We start from the raw sequence: 23529 nt of genomic DNA, 5'->3' as shown, positions 1-23529 counted from the left end.
GAGACGGACCGGCCCGAGGGGGGGTTTCCACCATAACCCTTTGTAAGTGATGCTGCGTGCATCGGCGTGCCACAACTACTCTCCGGAGTCGTCCGGCGACGCCACGATGGGCCCGGAACGCTGGATTCAAGGGCCTCGCATGGCCGATTCGCGGCGGAATCCCAGGGAAACTGGCCGCATTCGGGGAGATCAAGAGGGTTTGGGCCGTCTTGGTGACGCCTCGGCGGGTTGCGCACCCGTCCCTCCGATGGGCTACCCCGGCCGCGAACGACGGCTTGACGGGAGCCGGTGGGGCATCGCGGCACCGCGCAGCCCCCTCCACTGCGCGGTGCCGCCCGCGCAGCTTTGCTCACGCGAATTACCTTGGTCTGAACTTACGTGAGCCAACAGGGTGATACGGGACGTCAGAGGTAACGATGTGAAAACACTGGGGAAATGAAAGATGAACAGAGGGGCTGGCTGTTCACGTATGCGTAGATCCGCGAACTAGCGAACGACTTGCCCCGATTGGGTCACCACTGTCACGACATGCACCACGATGATCTTCGATGATCCTTTGGGTCCACCCGGTACCGGGTGGACGTCCGGGGCGTCGAACGGCAGTTCTTGGCCATTCTTCGTCGCCTGGCATTCCAAGGCCGGTGGATCACGGCCGGCGCTCCGGCTTGCGGGCGTCGAAGAGGTGCCTGGCGCTGTGCGCGACGAATGGTCCTTCCGCCTCGATCCGCCGGTGCAGGGCGCGGAGTTGGGGCTCGTACTCCTCGACCGTGAAGCCGGGGACCATCCATACGACCTTCCGCAGGAAGTGCACGACGGCGGCGACGTCGTGGAACTCCATCCGCAGCCGTTCGCCCCGCAGGCCGACGACCTCCAGCCCCGCCGCCTCCGCCGCGGCGCGCTCCCGGTCGGCATGACGCGCGCCGCGGACCGCCTCCGGCTGCGGCCCGAGGAAGTACTCCACCAGCTCGAAGACGCTGGCGGGTCCGACGTGCTGGGCGAAGTAGGTGCCGCCGGGGCGCAGCACGCGCGCGATCTCGGACCAGTGGGCCCGCACCGGGTGCCGGCTGAGCACCAGGTCGAAGGACTCGTCGGCGAACGGCAGTGGGGCGTCCTCGGCCGAGGCGACGACCACGACGCCCCGCGCGCTCAGCAGGGCGCTCGCCTTGGGGACGTTCGGCGCCCAGCCCTCGGTGGCGGCGAGCAGCCGGGGCCGGCGGCCGGGGGCGGCGGTGTCAAGCGTCTTGAGGGCGAAGTCGAGGACCTCGCCGCCGCCGGTCTGGATGTCGAGGACGGCGGTGGCCCGGCCCAGTCGTCCGCCGGCGGCGCGGGCATAGCCCCAGGAGGGGCGCGCCTCGGTGGCCCGGCCCTCGAACCAGGAGAAGTCCCAGCCCTCGGTGGGCACGGCGGCGCCCTCGGCGACGAGGTCCTCGAAAGTACGGTGCGTCTGCTCGGCCATGGCCCGCATGATCCCAACGGAATGTCAGTGCCCGCTGCTATTTTCGCCCACCATGACGACGACGGATGGCACGTACACCGCTGGTGAGAAGGAAATCCTGCACGCGAGCCTGGACCGGCACCGGGACGCGGTGCTGTGGAAACTGGAAGGCCTCGACGACGAACAGCTGCGCCGCCCGATGACCCCGTCCGGGACGAACCTGCTGGGGCTGGTGAAGCATCTGGCGTCGGTGGAGTACGGGTGGTTCGTGGCGACCTTCGGCGGCGAGGTCGAGCCGCTCTGGTTCGACCCGTACACGGACGAGGACCTGTCGGTCGGCCCCGGCGAGACGACCAAGCAGATCATCGACTTCTACGGCCGTGCGCGCGCCGCGGCCGACGCGGTGATCACCGGGCGCCCGCTGGAGGCACTGGGCCGCCCGGACTGGCGGGACCACCCGGTCTCCCTGCGCTGGGTGCTGGTCCACATGCTCGAGGAGACCGCCCGGCACGCCGGGCACATCGACATCCTGCGCGAGCTGATCGACGGAACGACGGGCGATCACCGGCGGCCCGCGACCGGGGGTACGGGCTGACTGGGCCGTCGGGTGGGGGCGACTGAGGGGGCCGTCGGACGGGGGCGACTGAGGGGGCCGTCGGACGGGGGCGCTCGACGGGGCCGTCGGACGGTGCCGGTAGTACCGACCGAGTGGGCAGTCCGGCGGTGCCGCTTGAAAACCGGCCGGGGGGCGACCGAGCGGGCCGCCGTCCGGCGGTGCAACCTGACCGGGCCGTGCGGCAGTCCCGCCTGACTGGGCCCCGGGCCCTGGGCCCTCCGGCAGTACCGCAGTACCGCAGTACCGACCGCCGGACCGCTCACGGCACCAGTGGCCGGACCTCCTCGGCGGTGAACCGTACGAAGCCCTCGGGATCGGGTTCGTCCCCCGTCGGCTGGAGGATGACGGTGTCGGCGCCGGCCTCGGTGAGCCGCCGCACGGCTTTGGCGACGGCGCCCGCGTCTCCGGCGACGCCGAGTTCGGGGACCGACTCCAGGCCCTCGGCGGCGAGTTCGGCGCGGAGCCGGGCGGGCGCGTCGGCCCCGGTGGCGGTGAGGAGATAGGCGACGACCTGGTGCGGCTCGTCCGCGCCCCGGCCGGCGGCCGCCCGTCCCTCCTCGATGAGCCGCCGGGCCCGGCGGACGCCGTCGGGCGGGGTGGCGGCGGTCAGGACTGTCCCGTCGGCGGCCTCGCCGGAGAGGCGGAGAGTGCGGGGGCCTTCGGCTCCGGCGAGGATCCGGACGGGGTCGGCGGGCGGCCAGTCGAGCGTGACGTCGTCGAGCCGGACGTACCGCCCGTCCACGGTGAGCCGCTCGCCGCGCAACAGTGCGCGCAGGGCGTCGAGATGCTCACGGAGCAGGGTCAGCGGGGACTCGACGCGGGCGCCGACCTGGCCCATCCAGTCCTGCACGCCGTGGCCGACGCCGAGGATCGCGCGCCCCGGGAACATCCGGTGCAGCGCGGCGGCCTCCATGGCGGTGATGGCGACGTTCCGCAACGGTACGGGCAACAGCCCTACGCCGACCCGCACCCGCTCCGACCAGGCGAGGGCAGCGGCGGCGGTGGAGATCCCACCCTCCCGGAAACAGTCCTCCCACAGCCACAACTCCTCGAGCCCGACATCATCCGCGACCCGAACCACGGCACGGAGTCGCTCGGGGGGCAGCTGGGGGCGGAATACGGCGCCTAGTGCGGTCATGGGGAAGGTCCTACCCGGGCCCGGGGGCGTCACAACTGGATTGCCGCGCTGTCGGAGCGGACGATCGTCAGGGGCCGACCGAATCGGAGTCCGCCACCCGGACCCCGGCACGCCGGGCGAGTTCGAGAGCCTGGGATCCAGCTCTGTGCCCGTCTGCGGGAATGCCCTGGTGGCAGCTCGGGCGCTGGTGGATCACGTAGATGCGGCGTGGTCCCGGGGCCGCGATCACTGCGGCGAATCGTGGGTCACCGGCGAACCAGATCTCCCGTACTTCCGCCTTTCGCGCAGCCGTGGCACGCTTCCCGAGGCGCCCACCCCACCAGATGGAGCGCACATGCGAGTGCATCACCATCGTCACTTGCTGATCCGGCACTTCGGGGTTGGGGAGCTTGAGCCAGGCGTAGCCGTTGCGGACACCGGCGAGGTTGCCGATACCGCTTTCCGGGGTCTCGTACACCTGCCAGGGATATTGCCGCAGGAGGCGCCGTGCGCGAAAAGCTCCCCGCCAATAGGCCCATTGGAGGAAGGTCCGGTAGAACGTGTAGGCCATCGGGACGAAGAAGAGCCACAACGTCCACGTGACCGACATGGACACGTACCAAGCCAGCAGTCCCACCCAGGCCGCGGGCCACAGCAGCTGACCGAACGCGGCGGAGATCAGCAGCTTCGTCCAGGCACGACGGGTCGCCGGATCGTCCCAGGCCGTCGGTGGGTGCGGAGCGGGCATGTCAGTCCTCGTCGGGTACGTCGTCGAACTCTTCCGGAAGGGGGTTTTCGAAACTGACCGTACCTGCGATGTCCAAGAGCAGCGCACGGTAGTGCCTCGCCCGCGCGACAGCCGTCGTGGCCAGCGAGAGGATTGCGATACGCGCGCCGTCCGGGCATGGCACGTAGGCCGTGAGCTGGAGCAGCTCGCACGGGGCGTCGAGTCCCAGTTCGGGCGGCGCGATCAAGCGGGTCTGTACAAGTGAGGCCGGCCCGCACGGCAGGTCCAGAGTCTCGAGATGCTCCGGCCGCTGCGCTCCGGCTGCGGCGCGGGCCGCGAGGATACTGCGCGGGGCCCATTCGGTCCGCCGCCAGGCCAGCGTGAATAAGGACAACAGCGGCCCGCCGTCTCCCTGGTCGTCGGCGTGCAGTCCAAGGCAACAGTGCACCGTTCCGGCTTCCAGAAGCAGCCGTGCCAGCCGGAGCACGGGACCGAGGTCGGTGAAGCGGCCGTCCGCCTGATCCGGTTCACGCCCGGCCGCGGTCAGTTCCTGGAGTGGCAGCGAAACGAATCCCGGGACCAACGCGAACCAGATATCGGCGTCCTCGCTCTGGGCGGAGGCATCGATCGCATAAGGAGCACTGCTCATGACGCTTCACCAGCGCCGCGCAGCAGGAAGTGGAGAGCACCCACGGTCGCCGGAACATCGACGCCCAGGGTTCTGGGCCCGTCGAGGAGGTTGCCTACCGTCTTGGCCGCGTCGTTGTCCAAGGTGTTCACAAAACTGCTCGTTACACCATAGAGAGCCGTCCCGGCCCCCACCATCGTCGCCGGCTTGTCGATCTTCTCCACGATCGGTGCCAGCCGGCCGCCGAACACCCTTGGATGGGCCAGCAGGCTCGCAGCCCCTCCAGCTGCGGCCGCTTCTGACTTGATCGACGTCCCCACGGTCTTGAGCGATGTTCCGACATTGGTGCCGGCCCTCACGAGCTTCTGTCCGAGCGTCAGCACCTCTTCGCCCTCTCCCACGAGCGACAGCAGTTCCCCGGACTCGCCCACTGCGCGGAGCCCGAGGTAACTGCCCTTGGCCACCACCCCGAGCCCCGGCAGCATCCCCAGGAAGTCACCCGCCACCCCCAGCAGGTTGCCCCAGAAGTCGACGTCGAGTTCGCCCTTCGTGAGGCCGTCCTTCAAGGTCGCCAGGACTTCGGGGTCGCTTACGCGCAGGCTGAAGGCCAGTCCGCTGAGCAGTCCGGCTGCCAGGAACAGCATCCACGGAGCGACGGCCGTCAGGCCCAGCAGCGCGATCACGCCCAGCACTGCCGCGCATGCGCTGAGAATGTCCGGGAGGTTGTCGCCCAGCCAGCCCGTGAACGTGTCCCACGCGCTCGGCTCCTGCGGCGCCAGCCTGTGCGTGGCGTCGCTGATGTGCCGGGCCCGCCTGCGGGCGGTGTCCTCGTGCTCGCCCGCCAGGGATCGGGCCCGCTCCAGTACGTCGTCCAGGTCGTCCTGCGCCGCCCTGACCCTGCTGTTCGCCTGGTCCACAGCCGAGCCGGTATCGCCCTGTGCCCTGCGCCTACTCGCGTCCGGGGTCTCCGGGGCCCTCTTAACCTCGTCCGCGTGGTCCTGAGCACGCTGCAGCGCCGCGCGGGCGTCCTTGGCCTCACCGTCGAGCTTTTTCGCGCGCCGCTGGAACTCCTCGAGTTCCCCCGCCCACAGGTCCAGTTGCTTCGCGGCCTTGTCGACGGAGTGGGCACCGTTCTTCAGATTGAGCGGCAGCGGGCCACCCTCCAACCGCTCGCGGAACGCGACGGCCGCATCGCCCTCCCAGTAGCTGCCGTTCATCAGTCCGGTGACCTTGGAGTGCGCCTTCTCCATCTCCTTCGCGCAGCCGGACAGTCTGCGGTGGATGTCGTGCACCAGGTCCGTGCTGCCGGGGGCGGGGTTGAAGCCGAGGTGCGGGTAGGGGTCCGTGACCGTCACTTGCTCCCGCTCTCCCGCCTCGCCTTTTCCAACGCCTTCTCCAGGGCCACGTCCACCTCGTGGAAGTCGTCCCTGGCCTTCTTCGTGATGTCCGTGAGCTCCCCGATCTGCTCGGCGATCTCCTTGGCCCCGTGGTGCCAGTCCTCCTGGAACCGGTCACAGGCCTGGTCCAGGTCGTCGGTGCCCAGACCACTGACGCCTGGGTCACGCAGTACCTTCTGCAGGGCTGTGAACGACTCCTGCGCTCGCTTCAAGTCCTTGAAGAAACGGCCGAGCTCCGTGCCGTCGACCTTCAGCCGCTCAGCCATGAGGACACCTCGTCACCGTGGTGGCGAAGGCGTCGTCCGGAAGATCACCCGACGTGGCACCCGAGGGCCGCAGGCAGCCCACACCGAGGGCAGTCGTGAGGAACCGGGCAGGGCGGTGCACTTGCGGACTCCAGGTGGGGCCGGAGGTCTCTTGGTCCTCCCGACGATATCCGCGGGACATGGGCGACCCCGGGTACGGAGCCGGCGGGCCGGGGGCGACCGGCCGGACCGGTCTCCCTGCTCTGAGGCGAAAAACCCTGCCGCGATGCGCACTTGAGCACTGCGGCAAGCTTCACTCGTCCGTGTTGCGGATACGGTCACTTCGGGAACCGCTGGGAGACAAGCGAGAGGCAGACCATGAGGCGCTGGCGGGACGGGCGAGGAAGGCTGGTCATCCATGGCGGCGAGGAACCGGTCGTCGTCCCGCTCGAGATCGCCACCTCCTATCGCGCTCGCGCCAAAGGTCTGTTGGGACGTGATGGGCTCGACGGTGCGATCCTGCTCTCCCCCGCCAGCAGCATCCACACGTTCCGGATGCGGATGCCGATCGACGTCGCCTATCTGGACCGGCGTCTGACCGTCATCGCCGTCCGCACCATGCCGCCGGGACGTCTCGGCCTGCCGCGTCTCCGGTCCCGGCATGTGCTGGAGGCGGAGGCCGGGGCCATGGCGGGGTGGGGTGTGGAGGTGGGGGCACGGGTGGGCGTCGAGACGGAGTAGCCGCTCACTCGGCGCGGACCGCCCTCTCCGGCAGGCCCGGGTTCACGCCTGCGCGTCGGCCGTCACTCTCGTCACTCAGCCCCCCGTCCTCGGGAACGTCACCTCCACGCGGCGGTTCTTCTTGCGGCCCTCCTCCGTGGAGTTGTCGGCGATCGGGTACTGCTCGCCGTAGCCGCGGACGTCGAAGGTGATGTTCGGGTCGTTCAGGTCCTGGTCGAGGACGCCCTGTACGGCGTTGGCGCGCTGACGGGAGAGGACGTCTCCGTGGGCCGAGGAGCCCAGGTTGTCCGTGAAGCCGAAGACGCGGACCTGGGTCGCGTTCTGCTTCCTGATCTCCTCCGCGATCGTGTCGATCCGCGCCTTCGCCGCCGCGCTCAGCTTCGAGCTGTCCTTGCTGAACAGCACCTCGGCCTGGAGGGCGAACGTCACGTCCGCGTTGGTGTCCTCACGGCGCTCGTCACCGCTCTGGTCCTCGACGACCGACTTGATGTCCAGCACCTTGGGATCGGCGAGGGTGGCACCTTCGGGGAGCTTGAGGTCGGGGTCGGTGGGGTCGATCTTCACGGGCGCGGCGGCGGAGGGCTCGGTGCCCGGGGGGACGCTCGGGTCGCCGCCGTCGGCACGGGCGGCCGTCGCGCCGTAGAGATTCGTGACCAGCAGGAGCGTCGCGGCGCCCAGGGTCAGCGGGAGGCGTGGTGTGGTCACTTCGGCCTCACCCGGAGATCTGGATCGTGCCGCTGGCGAAGGTGGGGAGTTGGAGGGTGACCTCGGTGGTGTCGGCTGGTGGGGCGGGGAACTGCATGAAGACCGCGAGTGTCTGTCCCGCCTTCAGTGTCGAGAAACCGGTCGTGGTCAGAGGGCGGCCGTCCGTGTCCCGCAGCACGTAGTACCGCTTCTTCCCCTTGGAGTCGACGAGCGTGGCACCGCCGAGCGACCGGCCGTTCCTGATGATCTCCGTCTCGTTGCCACTGAGGGCGGACGGAATGACGACGGTCTGAGCGCCGTCGTTCTTCAGGACGCCGTTCACCGTGACGAATCCACCGGAGTCGCGTTGTGCGGAGCTGATCTGGAGAAGGAGACCGTTGGACCCCTGCAACTCCGCGATGGGAGTGGACGACTGACCCTCCTGGGTGCTCGGGTCGGCCTGGCCGCTCCTGGCCGCCGAGGCCTGCGGCGTCTTCCCGTCGTCGCCGCCTCCCCCGCCGCTGCCACATGCGGCCGCGCCCAGGGCCAGACCGGCCGCGGCGATCAGAGCGACCATCCCCCTGCGGGCCTGCGTGGTGAACCGAACGCTCATCGCTCCGCTTCCTTCATCACTCGTCGATTCGATTGTCAGTCGGCCAGATGGACGTCGAAGAGGTCCTCGGGTTTCGGGAGATCCGTGAGGTGGTGCGGGTCCAGGTCCCAGACACCACGGCCCCGGCAAGTGAGTTCGGGCAGCGGCCGGTCGTCGCCCGAGGAGGGGCTCGCGGTGGGGTCCGGGGAAGGGGTTGGAGACGGGTCCGGGGCGGGGAACGTGCAGAGCGACTCGATCACCGCTGTGGCCCGCGCCCGCGACTTGACGTTCTCCGTACCGGGTACGACGGAGTCCCCCACCGATTTGTTGGTCCGGGCCTCGACCTCATAGCTCAGCGGACCTTCCGCATGGCACTGCAGACGGGTGGCGTCGTTCTGTGACAGGAGTTGGTCGGCGCGCCAGCACGAGTCGGAGACCAGGACATTGCCCTGGAAGACGTCCTGCCACTTGGTCGGGTCGAGAACGTCCAGCAGCCACTGGTCCGCGAGTTGCTTACGGGTGTCGAGGGCCGCCGCGAGAGCCGCCGAGTCGGCGGCCGTCTGGGCGCCATTGCGATTCACCGCGGCCTGGCCGACCGCCAGGTAGGCGAGTGCGAGGAAGAGCAGACCCGCCACCACCGTGATGTAGATGGGAAAGGCCTGCCCCGCGTCTCGGTAACGGCGCGCGTCCGTCAGCCGGTGACCTCGGCGATCTTCGAGGTGATCGCGTCGTAGATCGTCTGACCGATACTCGTACCCGTGATCGCCAGCACGATCGCCACCACCACCGCGATGATCCCCAGGTACTCGACCGCGGTCTGCCCCCGGTCGTCGGCGCGGCGCTGCAGCGCGACAAGCATCCTCAGCATCCGGTCGCTCATGGTGCTCCCCTCCGGGTTCGGTTCCGATCGTGGCAACGTACGGCGGAACATACCCGTCCGCGGAGGGTCCCAGGACCCAAATCCGGACCCAGTTCATCCTGTTCAGCCTCATGACACCCCCAGCCACTTGGCCGTCGCCTGGGCGCGGGTGGCGGTGTGGAGCTTGGCGAAGATGCGGTTGATGTGGTTCTTGACCGTCTTCTCGCTGATGAAGCAGACGGCGGCGATCTGCTGGTTGTTCATGCCGGACGCGATGAGGTTCATGATCTCCGCCTCCCTGCCGCTCAGTTGAAAACGGGACCTCGATGACTGTCCCACAGCTGATTGCAGTTGCGAAAGCCCTTTGGGTGGAAAATGTGTTGGGAGGGCGCGTAGTTCGGGTTTTGCGTGTGCAGTTGCATGGCCTCTGATATGGGCCAGCAATGCGTTCGTGGCCGTCGGTGTGAAGTGCGGCCGGCCGCCGCCCACGTCCCGTACCGCCTGCGCCAGCTGTGCTGTCGTGAACTCGCCGTGGACCAGGTAGCCGCCGGCGCCCAGGCGTACGGCCTCCTGCACGATCTCCGTCTCGTCGCTGTACGTCAGCATCATGACCGGGGCCAGGCGAACCAGGTGCGGCAGCGCCGACATGCCGTCGACACCGGGCATGCGGACGTCGAGCAGGATGACGTCGGGACGCAGGCGCAGGGCCGCCTCGTAGGCCGCGCGGCCGTCGTCGGCCTCGGCGACGACCGTGAGGCCGTCCGCGGCACGGAGAACGGCCGTCAGGCCCGCGCGGATCACCGGGTTGTCGTCGGCCACCAGGACGCGCAGGGGCGGGGGCGGTGGCTCTTCGCGCTCCGTGAAGGGGTGCTGCGGCATCGGGGGGCCTCCTCTCGTCTCCGTCATGTCAGTGGCACCTCCACGCGGACCTCGGTGCCCTCGTCGGTGGTCAACCGGAGGCACGCGCCCATCGACGCGGCCCGTTCCGTCATGCCGAGGAGGCCGAAGTGGCCGGCGCGGCGCAGGTCTTCGAGAGTCGCGTCCGGGGGCAGGCCCCGGCCGTCGTCCTGGATGGTCACCACCAGGTGGGTGGGCGTGGTCCGAGCCCGTACCTCGACCCTCGTCGCGCGTGCGTGGCGGTACGCGTTCTCCAGGGCCTCCGCCGCGATGCTCAGCAGCTGGCGGCTCGCGGCGGGGGCGAGGGGGAAGGGGCCGGCCGGGCCGTCGTACGTGGCGGGCAGGGACGTGCGGGTGGTGAAGTCCGCCGCCAGGGACTCCAGTTCCGCCAGTACGTCCGAGGGGTGCGCGTCCGTCGCGGTCCGCAGGTCCGTCAGCAGGTCCCTGGACTCCTCCGCCGCCTTGCGGGCCGCGTTCGCCACCAGTTCCGCCTGCTGTCTGATCAGCGCCGGGTCCAGGCGGTCCGGGGACGCGGCCGCCGACTCCGCCAGACCGTCGGCGATCAGTGCGACGCCGTAGAGGGTCTTGGTCACCGAGTCGTGCATCTCGCGGGCCAGGCGGGCGCGTTCGGCGCTCACCGCCTCCGTCGCCGCCAGGCGTGCGCGGGTCTCGGTGAGGGCCTCGGTGGCGGTGCCGAAGCGGAGTATCAGGGTGCGCAGTGTGGAGCCCATCGCGCCGGTGATCACGCAGAGGCCGGGCAGCAGGAGGGAGTCCGCCACACCGGTGTGGTGCTCCAGCGTCTCCTCCACGACCAGGAGGATCAGCGACTGGAGAGAGGCGAAGACCGCCGCTCCGCGCCAGCTGTAGAGGAGGCCTGCGAGTAGCGGGGTGCAGACGCTGACGTAGGCCAGGGTGGTGTCGGGGCCGGCCGAGACCAGCAGGAAGGAACCGAAGAGGGTGTCGGCGGCCAGCAGGGTGGGGTGGCGCAGGAGAAGCGGGCCGAAGCGCTGCCAGTCCCGGAAGAGGACGTACGAGATCATGAAGGTGACGACCACCGCCGAGCCGACCAGGCGGGTGCCCAGGCCGGGGGTGGCGTTGAGGAGGGCCGCGGGTGCCGCCACGGCGATCATCGCCAGGCGGAAGCCGAAGACCTGGCGGCCCATCGCCCGCAGGGCCCGGATCTCGACCTTCCCGTCGTCCTCCCGTGCCGCCATCACCATCACCGCCCTCCCTCGGCTACTTCCCCGTGACCGACCCGAAGTCGACCCCGGAGCCCAGCAGCAGGCCGGCGGCCAGCAGGAGCATCGTGGCCGGAACCATGAACGTGGTGATCATCAGCGTGGCCCTCGGCACCGCCCGGGCCGCCTTGCGGCGGGCGTTCTGGGCGTCCGTACGACGCATGTCCTTGGCCAGGGCGACCAGGGTGTCGACGATCGGCGCGCCCAGTTCCTCGCCCTGCTGGAGCGCCGTGACGAACATCGCCACCTGTTCGGAGTCGTTGCGGCGGCGGAGTTCCGCGAAGGCCTGGCGGCGGCTCATGCCCAGGTCCAGCTGGCGGAGCGTGATGCGGAGTTCGTCCGCCCAGGGGCCCTCGTAGTGCGAGGCCACCCGGTCCAGGGCCTGCCGGAAACCGAGGCCGGCGCTCACCACCACCGCGAGGACGTCCAGGAAGTCGGGCAGGGTGCGTTCGATGACGTCCTTGCGGACACGGATCGCCGACCAGATGCCGACCTCCGTCCAGAACGCGCCGAAGAGGAGGAGGAGAACGGCCATCAGCCATTGCCCCCTCAGCAGGAAGACCAGGAAACCGACGCCGCCGAGTGCGCCGTAGACCGCCCGGCGGGCCGCGTACCGGTCGATCGTCAGGCCGCCGGGGTTGCCCGCCAGGTCGATCCTGCGGCGGTACTTGGCGACCAGGCGCGGGCCCATCAGGCGTAGGACGGCGGGGGCGTAGCGCATGCCCATGCGGTCGATGAGGGAGTTGGCGGCGCCGGTGCGGGTGGCGCCCACCTCCAGGGCGATCGCCAGGTCGGCGGGGAGTTTCGCGTCCGCGCGGTACATGCGGACGCCCGCGAAGACACCCCAGACGCCGAGGGCCATCAGGAGGGCCAGGAGTAGTTCCATGGTCACAGCCCCCTATACGTCGATGCGGCTGAGGCGGCGGATGAGGACGAAGCCGATGACGTAGAGGCCGAAGGCGATGAGCACGGCCGCCTGGCCCAGGGTGGTGCCCGTCATGCGGTCCAGCGTGTCGCCCTTGACCCCGTTCATCAGGAACAGGGCGCCGATGCCGAGCACCGGGACGGCGTACGACGTCATCGTCACCTGGGAGAGCTGGGTGCGGACCTCGCGGCGGGTCTCCTTGCGCTCCTCCAGGGTCTCGGTGAGGTTGCGCAGGGCGGAGACGACCTGACCGCCCGCTTTGTTGGACAGGACGAGCGTGGTGACCAGGACGACCAGCTCGCGGGACGGGAGCCGGTCGGTCAGTTCGCCCAGTGCGTCGTCCATGGTGTGGCCGATCGCCAACTGGTCGGCCACCTTGCCCAGTTCCTCGCCTGCCGGGGCCTCCAGCTCCTCCGCCGCCATGCCGATCGCGGTGCGCAGGGCGAGTCCGGCGTGCGTGGCGTTGGCCAGGATGCGGGCGAGTTCCGGGAGTTGTGCGATGAACCGCTCGATGCGTTTCTGCCGCTGCCAGTTGAGGAACTGCACGGCGGCGAAGACCCCGAGGAGGCCGGCGATCGGCCCGAAGAAGGGAGCCAGGGCGGCCTGGCCGATGAGCCAGAGGGCCACGACGGCGGCCAGCAGGTAGACGAAGAACTCGCCGGGCGTCACGTCCAGGCCCGTCGCCGCCAGCCGGAGTTCCAGCCGCCTGCCGATCCCCGTGCCGCGCAGCCGCCGGTCGAGGTTGCGGAAGCGGCGCCGGCGGCCGGTGAGCGGGGCCTGGCCGGTGGCGGAGAGGCGGTCCACGAGGGCGGCGCGCTGGGCCCGGCCGGAGGCGTAGGTGTACAGGCCCACCACGGCCAGCAGGCAGGTCAGCAGGGTGATGCCGGTGGTGAGGGTGACGAGGTCATGGAGGGTCATGGCCTACCTCGCTTCTCGGGTGGTGAGCTGGTCGAAGTGCTGGGCCACGCCGAAGGCCTGCGGGATCGGCTGGCTCGCCATGTAGAGGCGGTCGGCGGTGCGGCGCGGGAGCGGGAAGTACTGGAAGGCGCCGTGGACATGGCCGTCGTGGGTCATGGGCCGGGCGTCGAAGCGGGCCACCGTCGCCAGCCGGTACGGCTCGCTGCCGTGGCTGTCCAGCACCGCGATCTCGGTGATCCGCCGGGCGCCGTCGGCGAATCGGGTCAGCTGGACGATGACCTCGACCGCGCTGTTGATCTGGTCGTGCAGGGCGACGAAGGGAACTTCGACGTCCGACATGGAGGCCAGGGTCTGGAGCCGGGTCAGGGCGTCCTCCGCGCTGTTGGCGTGGACGGTCGCGAGCGAGCCGTCGTGGCCGGTGGACATGGCCTGGAGCATGTCCAGGGACTCGCCGCCGCGGACCTCGCCGACCACGATCCGGTCGGGGCGCATCCGCAGCGAGTTGCGGACCAGGTCGCGGATGCTGACCTGGCCCTTGCCCTCGACGTTCGCCGGGCGGGACTCCAGGCGGACCACGTGCGACTGCTGGAGCTGGAGTTCGGCGGAGTCCTCGATGGTGATGATGCGCTCGTGCGCCGGGATCAGCCCGGAGAGGGCGTTCAGCAGGGTGGTCTTCCCGGTGCCGGTGGCGCCGGAGACGATGATGTTGAACTTCGCCTGCACCAGGCCGGCCAGCAAATACACCATGGGCTCGTCGAGCGAGCCGAAGCCGATCAGCTCCTGGAGGGTGAAGGAGCGCGGGAAGCGGCGGATGGTGAGGATGGGGCCGGTCAGGGAGAGCGGCGGGATGATCACGTTGACGCGTTCGCCGGAGGGGAGCCGGGCGTCGACCATCGGATTCGACTCGTCCACCCGGCGGTTGACCGTCGACACGATCCGCTCGATGGTCTGCATCAGCTGGTCCGCGGACGCGAACCGCAGCGGCAGCTGCTCGACCCGGCCGCCGCGCTCGACGAAGATCGCATCGGGGCCGTTCACCATGATTTCCGTGATCGACACGTCTTCCAGCAGCGGTTCCAGGATGCCGAGGCCGAGGGCCTCGTCGACGACCCGGCGGATCAGCTGCGAGCGTTCGACGGTCGACAGCACCGGGCCCTCGCGGCTGATGATGTGACCGAGGACGCGTTCCAGGCGTGCCCGGCGCTCGGCGGCGGCCAGCGCGCTCATCTCCGCGAGGTCGATCTCCTCCAGGAGCTTGGCCCGGTAGGAGGAGACCAGATGGCCGTCCTCGCCCCGGCTGCCGTGCTCCTCGGGGGAGTTGATACGTGCCCGCAGGCTCATGGTTGCCGTGCTCCTCGTTCAGTGGTCGACGGGCATCGTGGCGGACTTGGTGGCGTTGCCCAGCTCCCAGACGATCTTCGGGATGTGGACGGTGGCGGTCACGGTGACCGAGTCGCCGCCGCCGGAGGACGCGCAGCTCACGTCGATCCCGCCGCTGACCGCGCCGGCGCAGGCCGCGCCGACGTCCTGGCTCAGCGAGGCGGCCCGGGCCCCGGCCCGGGCCGCCGTCCCGGCCTGCTCGGCGGCGTAGGCGACGGCGCCGAGCTGGATGCCGGCCAGCCCGACGATGAGCAGCACCGGGATGAATCCGAGGTACTCGACGGCGACCTGGCCGCGGTCGCGCTCGGTGCGACGCGTCATTGCTTCACCTCCTCCACCGTGCCGGCGTGGCCGTGCACGGTGACGGGGAAGTCGATGGTGCCGGGGAAGAGCACCGGGACGCGCAGCGAGACGTCGGCGGTGACCATGCCGGTGCCGCCGCACCGGTCCACCGTGGCCCCCTCCCGCCAGGCGCTGGAGAGATCCTTCAGCGCGGCCTGCTCGCAGACACCGAACCGTTCTCCCCGGGGGACGGCCGTGCCCGCGCGTACGCCCTCGTCGGCGGCGTTTCCGGCGAGGGTGACGGCGTATCCGACGAGGACGGCCTGCCACATGAGCACGAGGGTGAGGATGATGACCGGGGTCATGCCGAGGAGTTCGACAGTGACTTGGCCGCGGTCGGGTGCGGGCGCGGCGGGCCGTCGGCCGGGTGCGGGCCGGTGGGGGCTGAGCGCGCAGTTCCCCGCGCCCCTACGGGGCGCTTCCTTGCGGGACGCTTCGAAGACGCGCTTCGCTGAAGCGCGCCCAAGGGGCGCGGGAAACTGCGCGGCCAGCCCCCACGCACCCGCACCCGGCCGACGGCCTTTCATGGCAGCTCCCTCCGCCGCCGGAATCCCACCGCCGGCCGCTCCGCGCCCCGCGCCCGGCGCGGCACCGTCCCCTCCGCCGTCCGTACCAGGCCCAGCTCCCCGGCCAGCGCCCACAGCGCCTGCTTCACCGTGCTGCGGGCGTCCAGTTCGTGGACGCGTCCGGCGTCCACCACGCCCTGGAGTTCCTTGAAGTTGGCGGGGATCGGGGTCCCCGCCAGCGCGGTGCCGGTGATCCGCTGGATCAGGGCCGGCTGGATCTCCGTGGCCCTGGTGTGCCGGTTGACGACCACCGTGGTCTCCTCGGCCTTGCGGATCTGCAGCCGGTCCCACATCCGCACCGTGCGCTTGGCGGCGCGTACGGCGACCACGTCGGGCGTGGTCACCAGGAGGGCCAGGTCGGCGGTCTCCACGGCCGCCGCGCCCGCCCCGCCGAGCTGGGCGCCGCAGTCGACGACCACGATCTCGTGGCGGGAGCGCAGGGCGCTGAGGATCTGGCGGGCGGCCCGGTCGGTGACCTCCTCGCCGCGTTCGCCCTCGGCGGGTGCGAGGAGCAGGGCGAGCCCGGAGTCGTGGCGGAAGACGGCCTCGGCCATCACGCGGGGGGAGATGTCGTTGACCGCGGCCAGGTCGGCGACCGAGCGGCGGAACTGGACGTCCAGGTAGGAGGCGACGTCCCCGGTCTGGAGGTCGAGGTCGACCAGGGCGGTGGAGTGGCCGGAGGCCTGCGCGGCGAGGGCGATCTGGATCGCCACCAGGGTCGCGCCGGTCCCGCCCTTGGCGCCGCTGACGGTGACGACGGTCCCGCCGACGCCGGCGAACGCGTCCGCGCCGTGGCCGAGGTGGCGCCGTACGCCCGTGGACCACTGGGCGACCGCCTGGACGCGGCCGGCCAGCTCCTCGTAGCTCATGGGCAGCCCGACCAGGCCGCGGGCGCCGGCGTCCATCGCGGCGGCGAACAGGCCGGGGCTGGTGTCGGTGGTGACGAGGACGACGCCGACCGCGGGGAAGCGCAGGGCGACCTCGCGGATCAGCTCCAGGGCCGGGACCGGGCCGATGCGTTCGTGGACGACGACGACCTCGGGGAGTTCGTCGACGGACTCGGCGGCGAACCGGGCCAGGGTGTCGACGAGTTGGGTGGAGTCGACGACGGGGGACAGCGGTTCGCTGTCCGGGAGCTGGCTGAGCAGGGAGACCAGGGAGCGGACGGCGTCCGCGTCACCGACGGCGGGGAGGATCCTGATGGGCATGCGAGGCGCCTCTCACTTGTCCGTCGCGAGTTCGTAGGTGCGGTCCTTGTCCGGCACGGTGGTGGTCGTGCCGGGCGCGACCAGGGCCAGCCGGACCCGCTGGGCGAAGGACTCCGCGTAGGTGAGGCGCTGGGCGTCGAGCGTGGACAGCGCGAAGGTGATGGGGACGGCGTCGCTGGGCTGCTGGTTCCGGTTGTCCGGGTCCACGTAGCTGAGCTGGGCGCCGACGTCCAGGACCCGGGCGTCGGTCACGATGATCTTCGATTGGTCGGGGTCGCTCTGCTGCTTGCCCTGGAAGGTGGCGTAGACGTTGACCAGCGAACCCGGGGTGATCTTGCCGGCCACTCCGGTGGCCGCGTCGATCATGATCGCGACCTCCTGCTGGCCGGCCTTCAGCGCGGGCTGGGCGACGATCATGTCGGTCTGGAGCAGCGAGCCCCTCTTCAGCGTGGTGACCGCGATCTTTCCCTCGATCGCGCTGAGGCTGGTGACGGCGTTGGCGGACAGCCACCGCTTGGGCATCTCGACCTTCTCGAACTGGCCGGCGCTCAGGGTCGTGTACGGCTTGACGTCCGACCGGACCTTGTACGCGGTGACCTTGGGGCCGACCTCGGACTTCGCGTTGTCGATGACCGAGAGCACGCCGGCGAACGCGCCGAGCGCGCAGATCACCGACAGGATCAGGAGTATCACGCCGCGGCGCTGACGGGAGTTCATGGACCGTGCGACCTCATCGGGGGAAGCGGGGAAGTGGGGGAACCGAGCGGTGGGTGGTACGGGTCAGGCGGGCGTCCGCTGCTCCAGCGCGCGGTGCGCCGGGGGGTCGTAGACGGGCGGGGTGGCGGAGCAGAAGACACAGCGGTCGCCGATGACGTCGATGCCGCACCAGTGACAGCTGGTCCGCCGGACCGAGGTGACCAGTTGGTAGAGGACCGACAGGTCGGCGAGGTAGCTGGTGAACTCGATCATCCGGCCGGTCCCCCACCACCGGGACGACTCGGCCGGCAGCGGGGTCTCGCGCAGGCCGTAGGAGCCCCAGGTCTTGGCGAGGCCGCCGATCCACTCGGACTGCAGCTGTCCCCTGGCGACCAGCATCCAGGTGCTGAACTCGGGTCCGGGCAGGGTCGCGTCCGGGCCGATCCGGACCAGTCGCGGCTGGGGGTGCGCGACGACGGCGAACTGGGTGCCGGGCATCCAGGACTTGGCGTGCGCCTTGAGGGTGACCGGGACCCGGTCCAGCTTGGCGACCGAGCCGAGGACGGCGCCGGAGTGGATGTAGTGGGTGAGCAGCCGGCCGGCCGACGCGAGGACGCCGGGGCTGAGGTCGCAGGAGGCCAGCTGCCGCAACTGCCGGGCCAGGACGGCGATGCCGAGGGGCGGCAGGTCGGGGCGGAACAAGGCGATCCGGTCGCTCTCCAGCAGGGAGCGCAGGGTGTGCAGGCGCCGGGTCACGGCTTCGGGTACGGCCGCGGAGCAGACGACGATCACGTGCCCGTGCTGCTCGATGAGCGCCACGAACTCGGCGAGGGTCTGGTCGAGCGGCCGCTGGTCCAGGTCCCGGAGCACGACCGCGGGCATGGTCCGCTCGTCCTGCACCGGCAGCGCCATGTCGGCGCTGGTCACGGCAATGGCAGTTGGCACGCGCAGCTCCCCGCTCTTCACACCCCGGCGGCCCACCGGTGTTACTCCAATGAGCCGGGACGACTTCATTGCGTGACTACCTCAGCACTGTAACCACGCCTCTGTGACCGGAGAACAGCGTTTGTCCAGCTGTCTGGGATCCGTGACCACACAAGTAGCTTCAAATCGGGACAGGTTGAGCATATGACCGGGGCCTGACCCGGTCAGCGGCGGCTTTGAATTTGGTCTGGACCTATTGACACGTGAATTGGTCTGGACCACCTTGATTGTCATGCCCAGACTCATCCCCCGACTCGTGTCCCGGCATGCCGGACAGCGAGGTATCCGAACCTGGTCGGCCGTGGCCGCGCTCGCCACCGCCCTCGCGATGGCGGGCCTCGCCTCCTCCCCGGCCTCCGCCGCCGATGTCAACAACGTGAAGAACGCCGGCTTCGAGTCGGCCCTCGCCAACTGGACCTGCTCCGCCGCCAGCGGTACGACCGTCTCCTCCCCCGTCCACTCCGGCGCCGCCGCCCTCAAGGCGACCCCGGCCGGGCAGGACTACGCCCAGTGCAGCCAGACGGTGGCGGTGAAGGCCAACTCCACCTACACGCTGAGCGCGTGGGTGCAGGGCTCCTACACCTACCTCGGGGTGACCGGCACCGGCACCACGGACGTGTCGACCTGGACCCCGAACACGTCCTGGACACAGCTGTCGACGACCTTCACCACCGGTTCCTCGACCACCTCGGTCACGGTCTGGACGCACGGCTGGTACGGCCAGGCCGCCTACTACGCCGACGACTTCTCGGTCTTCGGCCCCGACGGCGGCGGCGGTTCCGACCCGACGCCGACCGTCCCGGCGACCCCGACCGGCCTCGCGGTCTCCGGTACGACGTCGTCCTCGGCGTCCCTGTCCTGGAGCGCGGTGTCGGGCGCGACCGGCTACAACGTCTACCGCAACGGCACCAAGATCACCGCGGTCACCGGCGCCTCGGCCACGATCACCGGGCTCGCCGCCTCGACGTCGTACTCCTTCCAGGTCACCGCGACCAACTCGGCGGGCGAGTCCGCCAAGTCGACGGCGGTGACGGCGACCACCACCGCCTCCGGCGGCAACGGCGGCGGCACGCTGCCCAAGCACGCGGTGACGGGCTACTGGCAGAACTTCAACAACGGCGCGACCGTCCAGAAGATCTCCGACGTGCCCTCCTCCTACGACATCATCGCCGTCGCCTTCGCGGACGCGACCGGCACACCGGGCGCGGTGAGCTTCACCCTCGACTCCGCCGGGCTCGGCGGGTACACGGTCGACCAGTTCAAGGCCGACATCCAGGCCAAGAAGGCGGCCGGCAAGAAGGTCATCATCTCGATCGGCGGCCAGAACGGCACGATCTCGGTGAGCGACTCGGCCTCCGCGACGAACTTCGCCAACTCCGTCTATTCGCTGATGCAGACGTACGGCTTCGACGGCGTCGACATCGACCTGGAGAACGGCATCAACGCCACCTACATGAGCCAGGCGCTGCGCTCGCTGTCGGCGAAGGCGGGCTCGTCGCTGATCATCACCATGGCACCGCAGACGATCGACATGCAGTCGACGTCCAACGGGTACTTCCAGACGGCCCTGAACATCAAGGACATCCTCACGGTCGTCAACATGCAGTACTACAACAGCGGTTCCATGCTGGGCTGCGACGGCAAGGTGTACAGCCAGGGCTCGGTGGACTTCCTCACCGCACTGGCCTGCATCCAGCTGCAGGGCGGCCTGTCGCCGTCCCAGGTGGGCCTCGGGCTGCCGGCGTCGACCAGCGCGGCGGGCAGCGGCTACGTCTCGCCGACGGTGGTCAACAACGCCCTGGACTGCCTGACCAAGCTCACCAACTGCGGCTCCTTCAAGCCGTCGACGGCGTACCCCGACCTGCGGGGCGCGATGACCTGGTCTACCAACTGGGACGCGTCGTCGGGCAACGCGTGGTCCAACTCGGTGGGAGCCCACGTCCACGGCCTGCCGTAGCGGTCACTGGAAAGCGCCCCCTGGGTGAACTCGCCCAAGGGGCCGCGACCAGCCCCCGCCCCCGCGAACGGGCCGCGACGACCACCCCCCGTCGCGGCCCACCCGGCGGGGCCAGTCGCACTCACACGTTCCGAGCCCGAACCACCGTTCACGCGTACTGGACGCGGATCTTCGCCCGGTCCCCCGGCGCCCCGTCCCGCACATCGACGTACGCGCACACCTGGCGGGTGAACCACAGCCCCTGCCCGGGTTCCGGCTCCCCGGCCGGCGGCGGCACGAACCCGGCGAGCGGGTCCCCCACGGCCCGGCACAGCCGCAGCTCGCAGACGCAGGCCGGGGCCTCGCCCCAGGCCAGGAACTCGACGACCGGACCATGGGCGCCGGCCGCGGCCACGACCGCCCGTGCGAACAGCTCCGCGTCCGCGGCCGCCAGCCCCTGCCCGGCCGCCCAGGCGCCCACCGACTCCGCGGCCGGCAGCCGGATGACCGTCCGCGGTGGCGGGGGCAGCGGTACGGCGTCCAGTTCGCGCACCAGTACCGGCGGTTGCTCGTACACCCCGGTACCCGGATGGGCGCGGCGGGCCGCGTCGACGACCGCCGGGCCCGCCGTCCGGTTGTCGTACGCGCACAGGACCGTGGTGGCGAAGGGGGCGAACAGGAGGTTGGCGAGGGACTCGTAGCGGATCCACTCGGTGCTCTCCCGTACCGAACGACCGGCCCGGCCCGCCCAGTCGGGCTCCATGAGCAGGTGGACACGGCCGCCGGGCCCGGCGTTCACGGCGAGGTAGCCGGCGCCCTGGGCCACGGCGTTGGCGGCCGTGCCCGTGTACCAGTCGGTGTGGTCGATGAAGCCGATGTCCCCGGCGTCGGCGCCGAGCGCGTCGCGCAGGGCGGCCAGCAGGCCGGGGGCGGCGATGGCGACGGGCGGAGGCTCGTCGGGGGCGGCGAGCCCCTCGGCGAGGAAGGGCAGGGCGGCGGCGACGAACGCCTCGTCCGAGCCGAACACGGCCATCCGGTGGTCGAAGTGGCCCTCGGCCGCGGCGGGGCGCGCGCTCGTACCGGTGCTCATCATCACCCAGCCCTCCTTCTGGCCCTCCGTCCACGGTCTCCCGGGGGACCGGGCAGACGCACATGGACGTCACGCGGGCGGGTGTATTTCGGTGGGGGCCACCTGCGGTTGGGGGTAAAGGCGTAATCTGCGCGCCGTTTCGCACGGCCGGTATCCGCGGCTGATTTTACCGTCTTGACCTGTCCATGCCATTCCTTGGACGATGAGCGACACTCGCACAGCCTTCGCACAACAACTGCACAGGCACGTCGCACTGAACCACCCCCACCTCCCCCAGGAGACTTCATGCGACTTCGCATTCGCGGCTCCGGCGCCCGCGGCCGGACCGCCGCGCTCGGCGCCCTGCTGGCCCTCGCCCTCGCGGCCCCCGTGTCGGCGACGGCCACCCACGCGTCCGCCGACAGCGCGCGCCCGGCGCCGCCCTCGGCCGACGACGTCCGGCAGTACGAGATCCACCAGAGCACCACCCCGGTGACCCGCGCGGCCATCCAGCAGACCGGCGTCACCGTGGACGAGGCCGACGAGGAGACGGTGGTCGTCTCCGGACGGGCCCAGCAGATCGCCGCGCTGAAACGCCTCGGCTACGACGTCACGCCCCTCGGCGCGGCCCCCGACCGGTCCACCGCCGCCGACGGGCTGCGCCTGTTCGACTTCCCGACGGCCGACTCGAAGTACCACAACTACGCCGAGGCGAACGCCGAGATCGGCCAGCGGCTCGCCGCCTACCCCGCCATCATGAGCAGGCAGGTGATCGGCAAGTCGTACCAGGGCCGGGACATCGTCGCCGTCAAGGTCAGCGACAACGTGGCGACGGACGAGAACGAACCCGAGGTCCTCCTCACCTTCCACCAGCACGCGCGCGAGCACCTCACGGTGGAGATGGCGCTGTATCTGCTGCGGGAGCTGGGCGCGGGATACGGCTCCGACCCCCGGATCACGAACATCGTCAACAGCCGGGAGATCTGGATCGTGCCGGACCTCAACCCGGACGGCGGCGAGTACGACATCGCCACCGGCTCGTACCGGTCGTGGCGCAAGAACCGGCAGCCCAACTCGGGCTCCTCGTACGTCGGTACGGACCTCAACCGGAACTGGAACTACCGATGGGGCTGCTGCGGCGGCTCCTCGGGCAGCACGTCCGCGGAGACCTACCGGGGCGCGGCCGCCGAGTCGGCGCCCGAGGTGAAGGTCGTCGCCGACTTCGTGCGCAGCCGGGTCGTCGGCGGGAAGCAGCAGATCAAGGCCGGGATCGACTTCCACACGTACAGCGAACTGGTGCTGTGGCCGTACGGGTACACGACGGCCGACACCGCCACCGGGATGACCGCGGACGACGCGGCCGCGTTCAAGGCCGTGGGGCAGAAGATGGCGGCCAGCAACGGCTACACGCCGGAGCAGTCCAGCGATCTGTACATCACGGACGGGTCGATCGACGACTATCTGTGGGGTACGCAGAAGATCTTCGACTTCACGTTCGAGATGTACCCGACGTCCAGTTTCGGGGGCGGGTTCTATCCGCCCGACGAGGTGATCGAGCGGGAGACCTCCCGGAACCGGGACGCGGTGTTCCAGCTGCTGGAGAACGCGGACTGCATGTACCGGTCGATCGGGAAGGAGGCACAGTACTGCGGCTAGGCGGCCACGGGACCGGGGCCGCCCGCCTGCGCCGGGCTACTTCTCGTCGCGGACCTTGTCCTCGGTTCCGGCCTCGGTCTTGGCCTCGGTCTTGTCCTCGGCCTCGGTCTTGTCGTCCGTCTCCAGGGCGTCTTCCTCTGCCTCGCCGTCCTCGAAGTACGCGTCCAGGACCGCGTCCAGGTCGTCCTCCCACTCCTTGAAGCGGGAGCGGGACGTCGCCTCGATCTCGATGGGATACCAGCGGCGGTCCGGCGTGTGGACGGTGATCGTGAAGCGCTTCCCGAAGCGCGGTGCCTCGGTCTCGATCGCGCCGATCTCGTCCCAGCGGAACTCGCACTTCTCCTCGTCGAGACTGAGGCGCACGCCCTGGCGGTCGGCCACTATCCGGGCGCGCCGGTCGGAGGCCTCGAAGAGGGGACCGTCGACGGTCTCCTCGTCGTCGTCCTCGTCCGCCGCGACCCAGGTCGCGGACGCCGGTTCGGCCGTGCCCTCGACGGCCTCGCCCTCTTCCGCCTCGGCGGCCTTCGCCTCCGCGTCCTTCGCCTGCGCGTCCTCCGGCTGGGCGGACGCGGGCGAGGTGAGCCCGGGGATGAAGGCCGGGTCGAATCCGGCGCCTTCCAGGGGCTGGCTGTTGGCTCCTATGCGCTGCTCCACAGCGGGCAGTATGGTCCAA

At 70.4% G+C, this 23529-nt stretch carries 26 protein-coding genes; 4 read left to right on the top strand and 22 right to left on the bottom strand.

All coding sequences use genetic code 11. The features are described from left to right. Positions 1–646: 646 nt before the first annotated feature. Positions 647–1456, bottom strand: a complete 810-nt coding sequence (locus tag ACZ4N4_RS22185; RefSeq protein WP_467591266.1) for a class I SAM-dependent methyltransferase — start codon at positions 1454–1456, stop codon at positions 647–649. A gap of 52 nt (positions 1457–1508) precedes the next feature. On the opposite strand from ACZ4N4_RS22185, the gene ACZ4N4_RS22180 reads away from it, so the two are divergent. Further along, complete coding sequence (locus ACZ4N4_RS22180; RefSeq protein ID WP_467591263.1) at positions 1509–2030, top strand: DinB family protein; 522 nt, start codon at positions 1509–1511, stop codon at positions 2028–2030. Between the two features lie 280 nt (positions 2031–2310). Here ACZ4N4_RS22180 and ACZ4N4_RS22175 read toward each other — a convergent pair whose 3' ends face one another. The 5 genes from ACZ4N4_RS22175 to ACZ4N4_RS22155 all read right to left on the bottom strand — a co-directional run bounded on the left by ACZ4N4_RS22175 (position 2311) and on the right by ACZ4N4_RS22155 (position 6186). Continuing rightward, positions 2311–3189 (bottom strand): LLM class flavin-dependent oxidoreductase, encoded by an 879-nt coding sequence (locus ACZ4N4_RS22175; RefSeq protein WP_467591260.1) that lies wholly within the window; start codon positions 3187–3189, stop codon positions 2311–2313. Between the two features lie 67 nt (positions 3190–3256). Continuing rightward, positions 3257–3916, bottom strand: a complete 660-nt coding sequence (locus ACZ4N4_RS22170; RefSeq protein WP_467591257.1) for a hypothetical protein — start codon at positions 3914–3916, stop codon at positions 3257–3259. Position 3917: 1 nt separating this feature from the next. After that, positions 3918–4544 carry a hypothetical protein gene (locus ACZ4N4_RS22165; RefSeq protein WP_467591255.1) on the bottom strand — a complete coding sequence of 209 codons (627 nt, stop codon included), beginning with the start codon at positions 4542–4544 and terminating at the stop codon, positions 3918–3920. Further along, positions 4541–5878: a putative T7SS-secreted protein gene (locus ACZ4N4_RS22160; RefSeq protein ID WP_467591252.1), complete on the bottom strand. Its 1338-nt coding sequence runs from the start codon at positions 5876–5878 to the stop codon at positions 4541–4543. The genes ACZ4N4_RS22165 and ACZ4N4_RS22160 overlap by 4 nt, the downstream gene beginning before the upstream one ends. Continuing rightward, the gene (locus tag ACZ4N4_RS22155; protein ID WP_467591249.1) at positions 5875–6186 is read right to left on the bottom strand and encodes a hypothetical protein; all 312 of its coding nucleotides are present in this window, start codon (positions 6184–6186) and stop codon (positions 5875–5877) included. The genes ACZ4N4_RS22160 and ACZ4N4_RS22155 overlap by 4 nt, the downstream gene beginning before the upstream one ends. 357 nt (positions 6187–6543) lie before the next feature. Between ACZ4N4_RS22155 and ACZ4N4_RS22150 the strand changes: the two genes are divergently transcribed. Continuing rightward, positions 6544–6906, top strand: a complete 363-nt coding sequence (locus ACZ4N4_RS22150) for a DUF192 domain-containing protein (protein WP_467591246.1) — start codon at positions 6544–6546, stop codon at positions 6904–6906. A gap of 75 nt (positions 6907–6981) precedes the next feature. Here the strand turns inward: ACZ4N4_RS22150 and ACZ4N4_RS22145 are convergent, their stop codons facing one another. The 14 genes from ACZ4N4_RS22145 to ACZ4N4_RS22080 form a co-directional block, all read right to left on the bottom strand. Further along, positions 6982–7611, bottom strand: coding sequence for an OmpA family protein (locus ACZ4N4_RS22145; protein ID WP_467591244.1), 630 nt, complete (start codon positions 7609–7611; stop codon positions 6982–6984). Positions 7612–7618: 7 nt separating this feature from the next. Next, complete coding sequence (locus ACZ4N4_RS22140) at positions 7619–8203, bottom strand: hypothetical protein (RefSeq protein ID WP_450754722.1); 585 nt, start codon at positions 8201–8203, stop codon at positions 7619–7621. A gap of 35 nt (positions 8204–8238) precedes the next feature. Continuing rightward, positions 8239–8877: a pilus assembly protein TadG-related protein gene (locus tag ACZ4N4_RS22135; protein WP_467591824.1), complete on the bottom strand. Its 639-nt coding sequence runs from the start codon at positions 8875–8877 to the stop codon at positions 8239–8241. Beyond that, on the bottom strand, positions 8874–9062 hold the full coding sequence (locus tag ACZ4N4_RS22130; RefSeq protein WP_362172351.1) for a Flp family type IVb pilin: 189 nt from the start codon (positions 9060–9062) through the stop codon (positions 8874–8876). The genes ACZ4N4_RS22135 and ACZ4N4_RS22130 overlap by 4 nt, the downstream gene beginning before the upstream one ends. 108 nt (positions 9063–9170) lie before the next feature. Then, the gene (locus ACZ4N4_RS22125; RefSeq protein ID WP_467591241.1) at positions 9171–9947 is read right to left on the bottom strand and encodes a response regulator; all 777 of its coding nucleotides are present in this window, start codon (positions 9945–9947) and stop codon (positions 9171–9173) included. Then, entirely contained in the window at positions 9944–11158 is a 1215-nt protein-coding gene (locus ACZ4N4_RS22120; RefSeq protein WP_467591238.1) for a sensor histidine kinase, read from the bottom strand. The genes ACZ4N4_RS22125 and ACZ4N4_RS22120 overlap by 4 nt, the downstream gene beginning before the upstream one ends. A 16-nt stretch (positions 11159–11174) precedes the next feature. Beyond that, entirely contained in the window at positions 11175–12062 is an 888-nt protein-coding gene (locus tag ACZ4N4_RS22115; RefSeq protein ID WP_467591235.1) for a DUF5936 domain-containing protein, read from the bottom strand. A 12-nt stretch (positions 12063–12074) separates the two neighbouring features. Further along, positions 12075–13019, bottom strand: a complete 945-nt coding sequence (locus ACZ4N4_RS22110; RefSeq protein ID WP_467591232.1) for a type II secretion system F family protein — start codon at positions 13017–13019, stop codon at positions 12075–12077. A gap of 3 nt (positions 13020–13022) precedes the next feature. Next, positions 13023–14360 carry a CpaF family protein gene (locus ACZ4N4_RS22105; RefSeq protein WP_453568752.1) on the bottom strand — a complete coding sequence of 446 codons (1338 nt, stop codon included), beginning with the start codon at positions 14358–14360 and terminating at the stop codon, positions 13023–13025. 18 nt (positions 14361–14378) lie between these two features. After that, positions 14379–14720, bottom strand: coding sequence for a TadE/TadG family type IV pilus assembly protein (locus tag ACZ4N4_RS22100; protein ID WP_365794195.1), 342 nt, complete (start codon positions 14718–14720; stop codon positions 14379–14381). Next, entirely contained in the window at positions 14717–15046 is a 330-nt protein-coding gene (locus ACZ4N4_RS22095; protein ID WP_467591228.1) for a pilus assembly protein, read from the bottom strand. Before ACZ4N4_RS22095 ends, ACZ4N4_RS22100 begins: the two co-directional genes overlap by 4 nt. A 218-nt stretch (positions 15047–15264) precedes the next feature. After that, on the bottom strand, positions 15265–16515 hold the full coding sequence (locus ACZ4N4_RS22090; RefSeq protein ID WP_467591225.1) for an AAA family ATPase: 1251 nt from the start codon (positions 16513–16515) through the stop codon (positions 15265–15267). Between the two features lie 12 nt (positions 16516–16527). Next, on the bottom strand, positions 16528–17232 hold the full coding sequence (cpaB, locus tag ACZ4N4_RS22085) for a Flp pilus assembly protein CpaB (protein WP_453568758.1): 705 nt from the start codon (positions 17230–17232) through the stop codon (positions 16528–16530). A 63-nt stretch (positions 17233–17295) separates the two neighbouring features. Beyond that, positions 17296–18192, bottom strand: coding sequence for a hypothetical protein (locus ACZ4N4_RS22080; protein WP_467591222.1), 897 nt, complete (start codon positions 18190–18192; stop codon positions 17296–17298). 235 nt (positions 18193–18427) lie between these two features. Between ACZ4N4_RS22080 and ACZ4N4_RS22075 the strand changes: the two genes are divergently transcribed. Next, positions 18428–20152 carry a chitinase gene (locus ACZ4N4_RS22075; protein WP_467591219.1) on the top strand — a complete coding sequence of 575 codons (1725 nt, stop codon included), beginning with the start codon at positions 18428–18430 and terminating at the stop codon, positions 20150–20152. A gap of 148 nt (positions 20153–20300) precedes the next feature. Here ACZ4N4_RS22075 and ACZ4N4_RS22070 read toward each other — a convergent pair whose 3' ends face one another. Beyond that, positions 20301–21221: an MEDS domain-containing protein gene (locus tag ACZ4N4_RS22070; protein ID WP_467591217.1), complete on the bottom strand. Its 921-nt coding sequence runs from the start codon at positions 21219–21221 to the stop codon at positions 20301–20303. A 285-nt stretch (positions 21222–21506) separates the two neighbouring features. On the opposite strand from ACZ4N4_RS22070, the gene ACZ4N4_RS22065 reads away from it, so the two are divergent. Further along, positions 21507–22856 (top strand): M14 family metallopeptidase, encoded by a 1350-nt coding sequence (locus tag ACZ4N4_RS22065; protein WP_467591214.1) that lies wholly within the window; start codon positions 21507–21509, stop codon positions 22854–22856. 36 nt (positions 22857–22892) lie between these two features. Here ACZ4N4_RS22065 and ACZ4N4_RS22060 read toward each other — a convergent pair whose 3' ends face one another. Next, positions 22893–23510, bottom strand: a complete 618-nt coding sequence (locus tag ACZ4N4_RS22060; protein WP_467591212.1) for a hypothetical protein — start codon at positions 23508–23510, stop codon at positions 22893–22895. Between the last annotated feature and the right edge of the window lie 19 nt (positions 23511–23529).

This window comes from Streptomyces sp. NPDC026538, from assembly GCF_055567535.1.
This window is presented reverse-complemented; position numbering and strand designations above follow the sequence as displayed.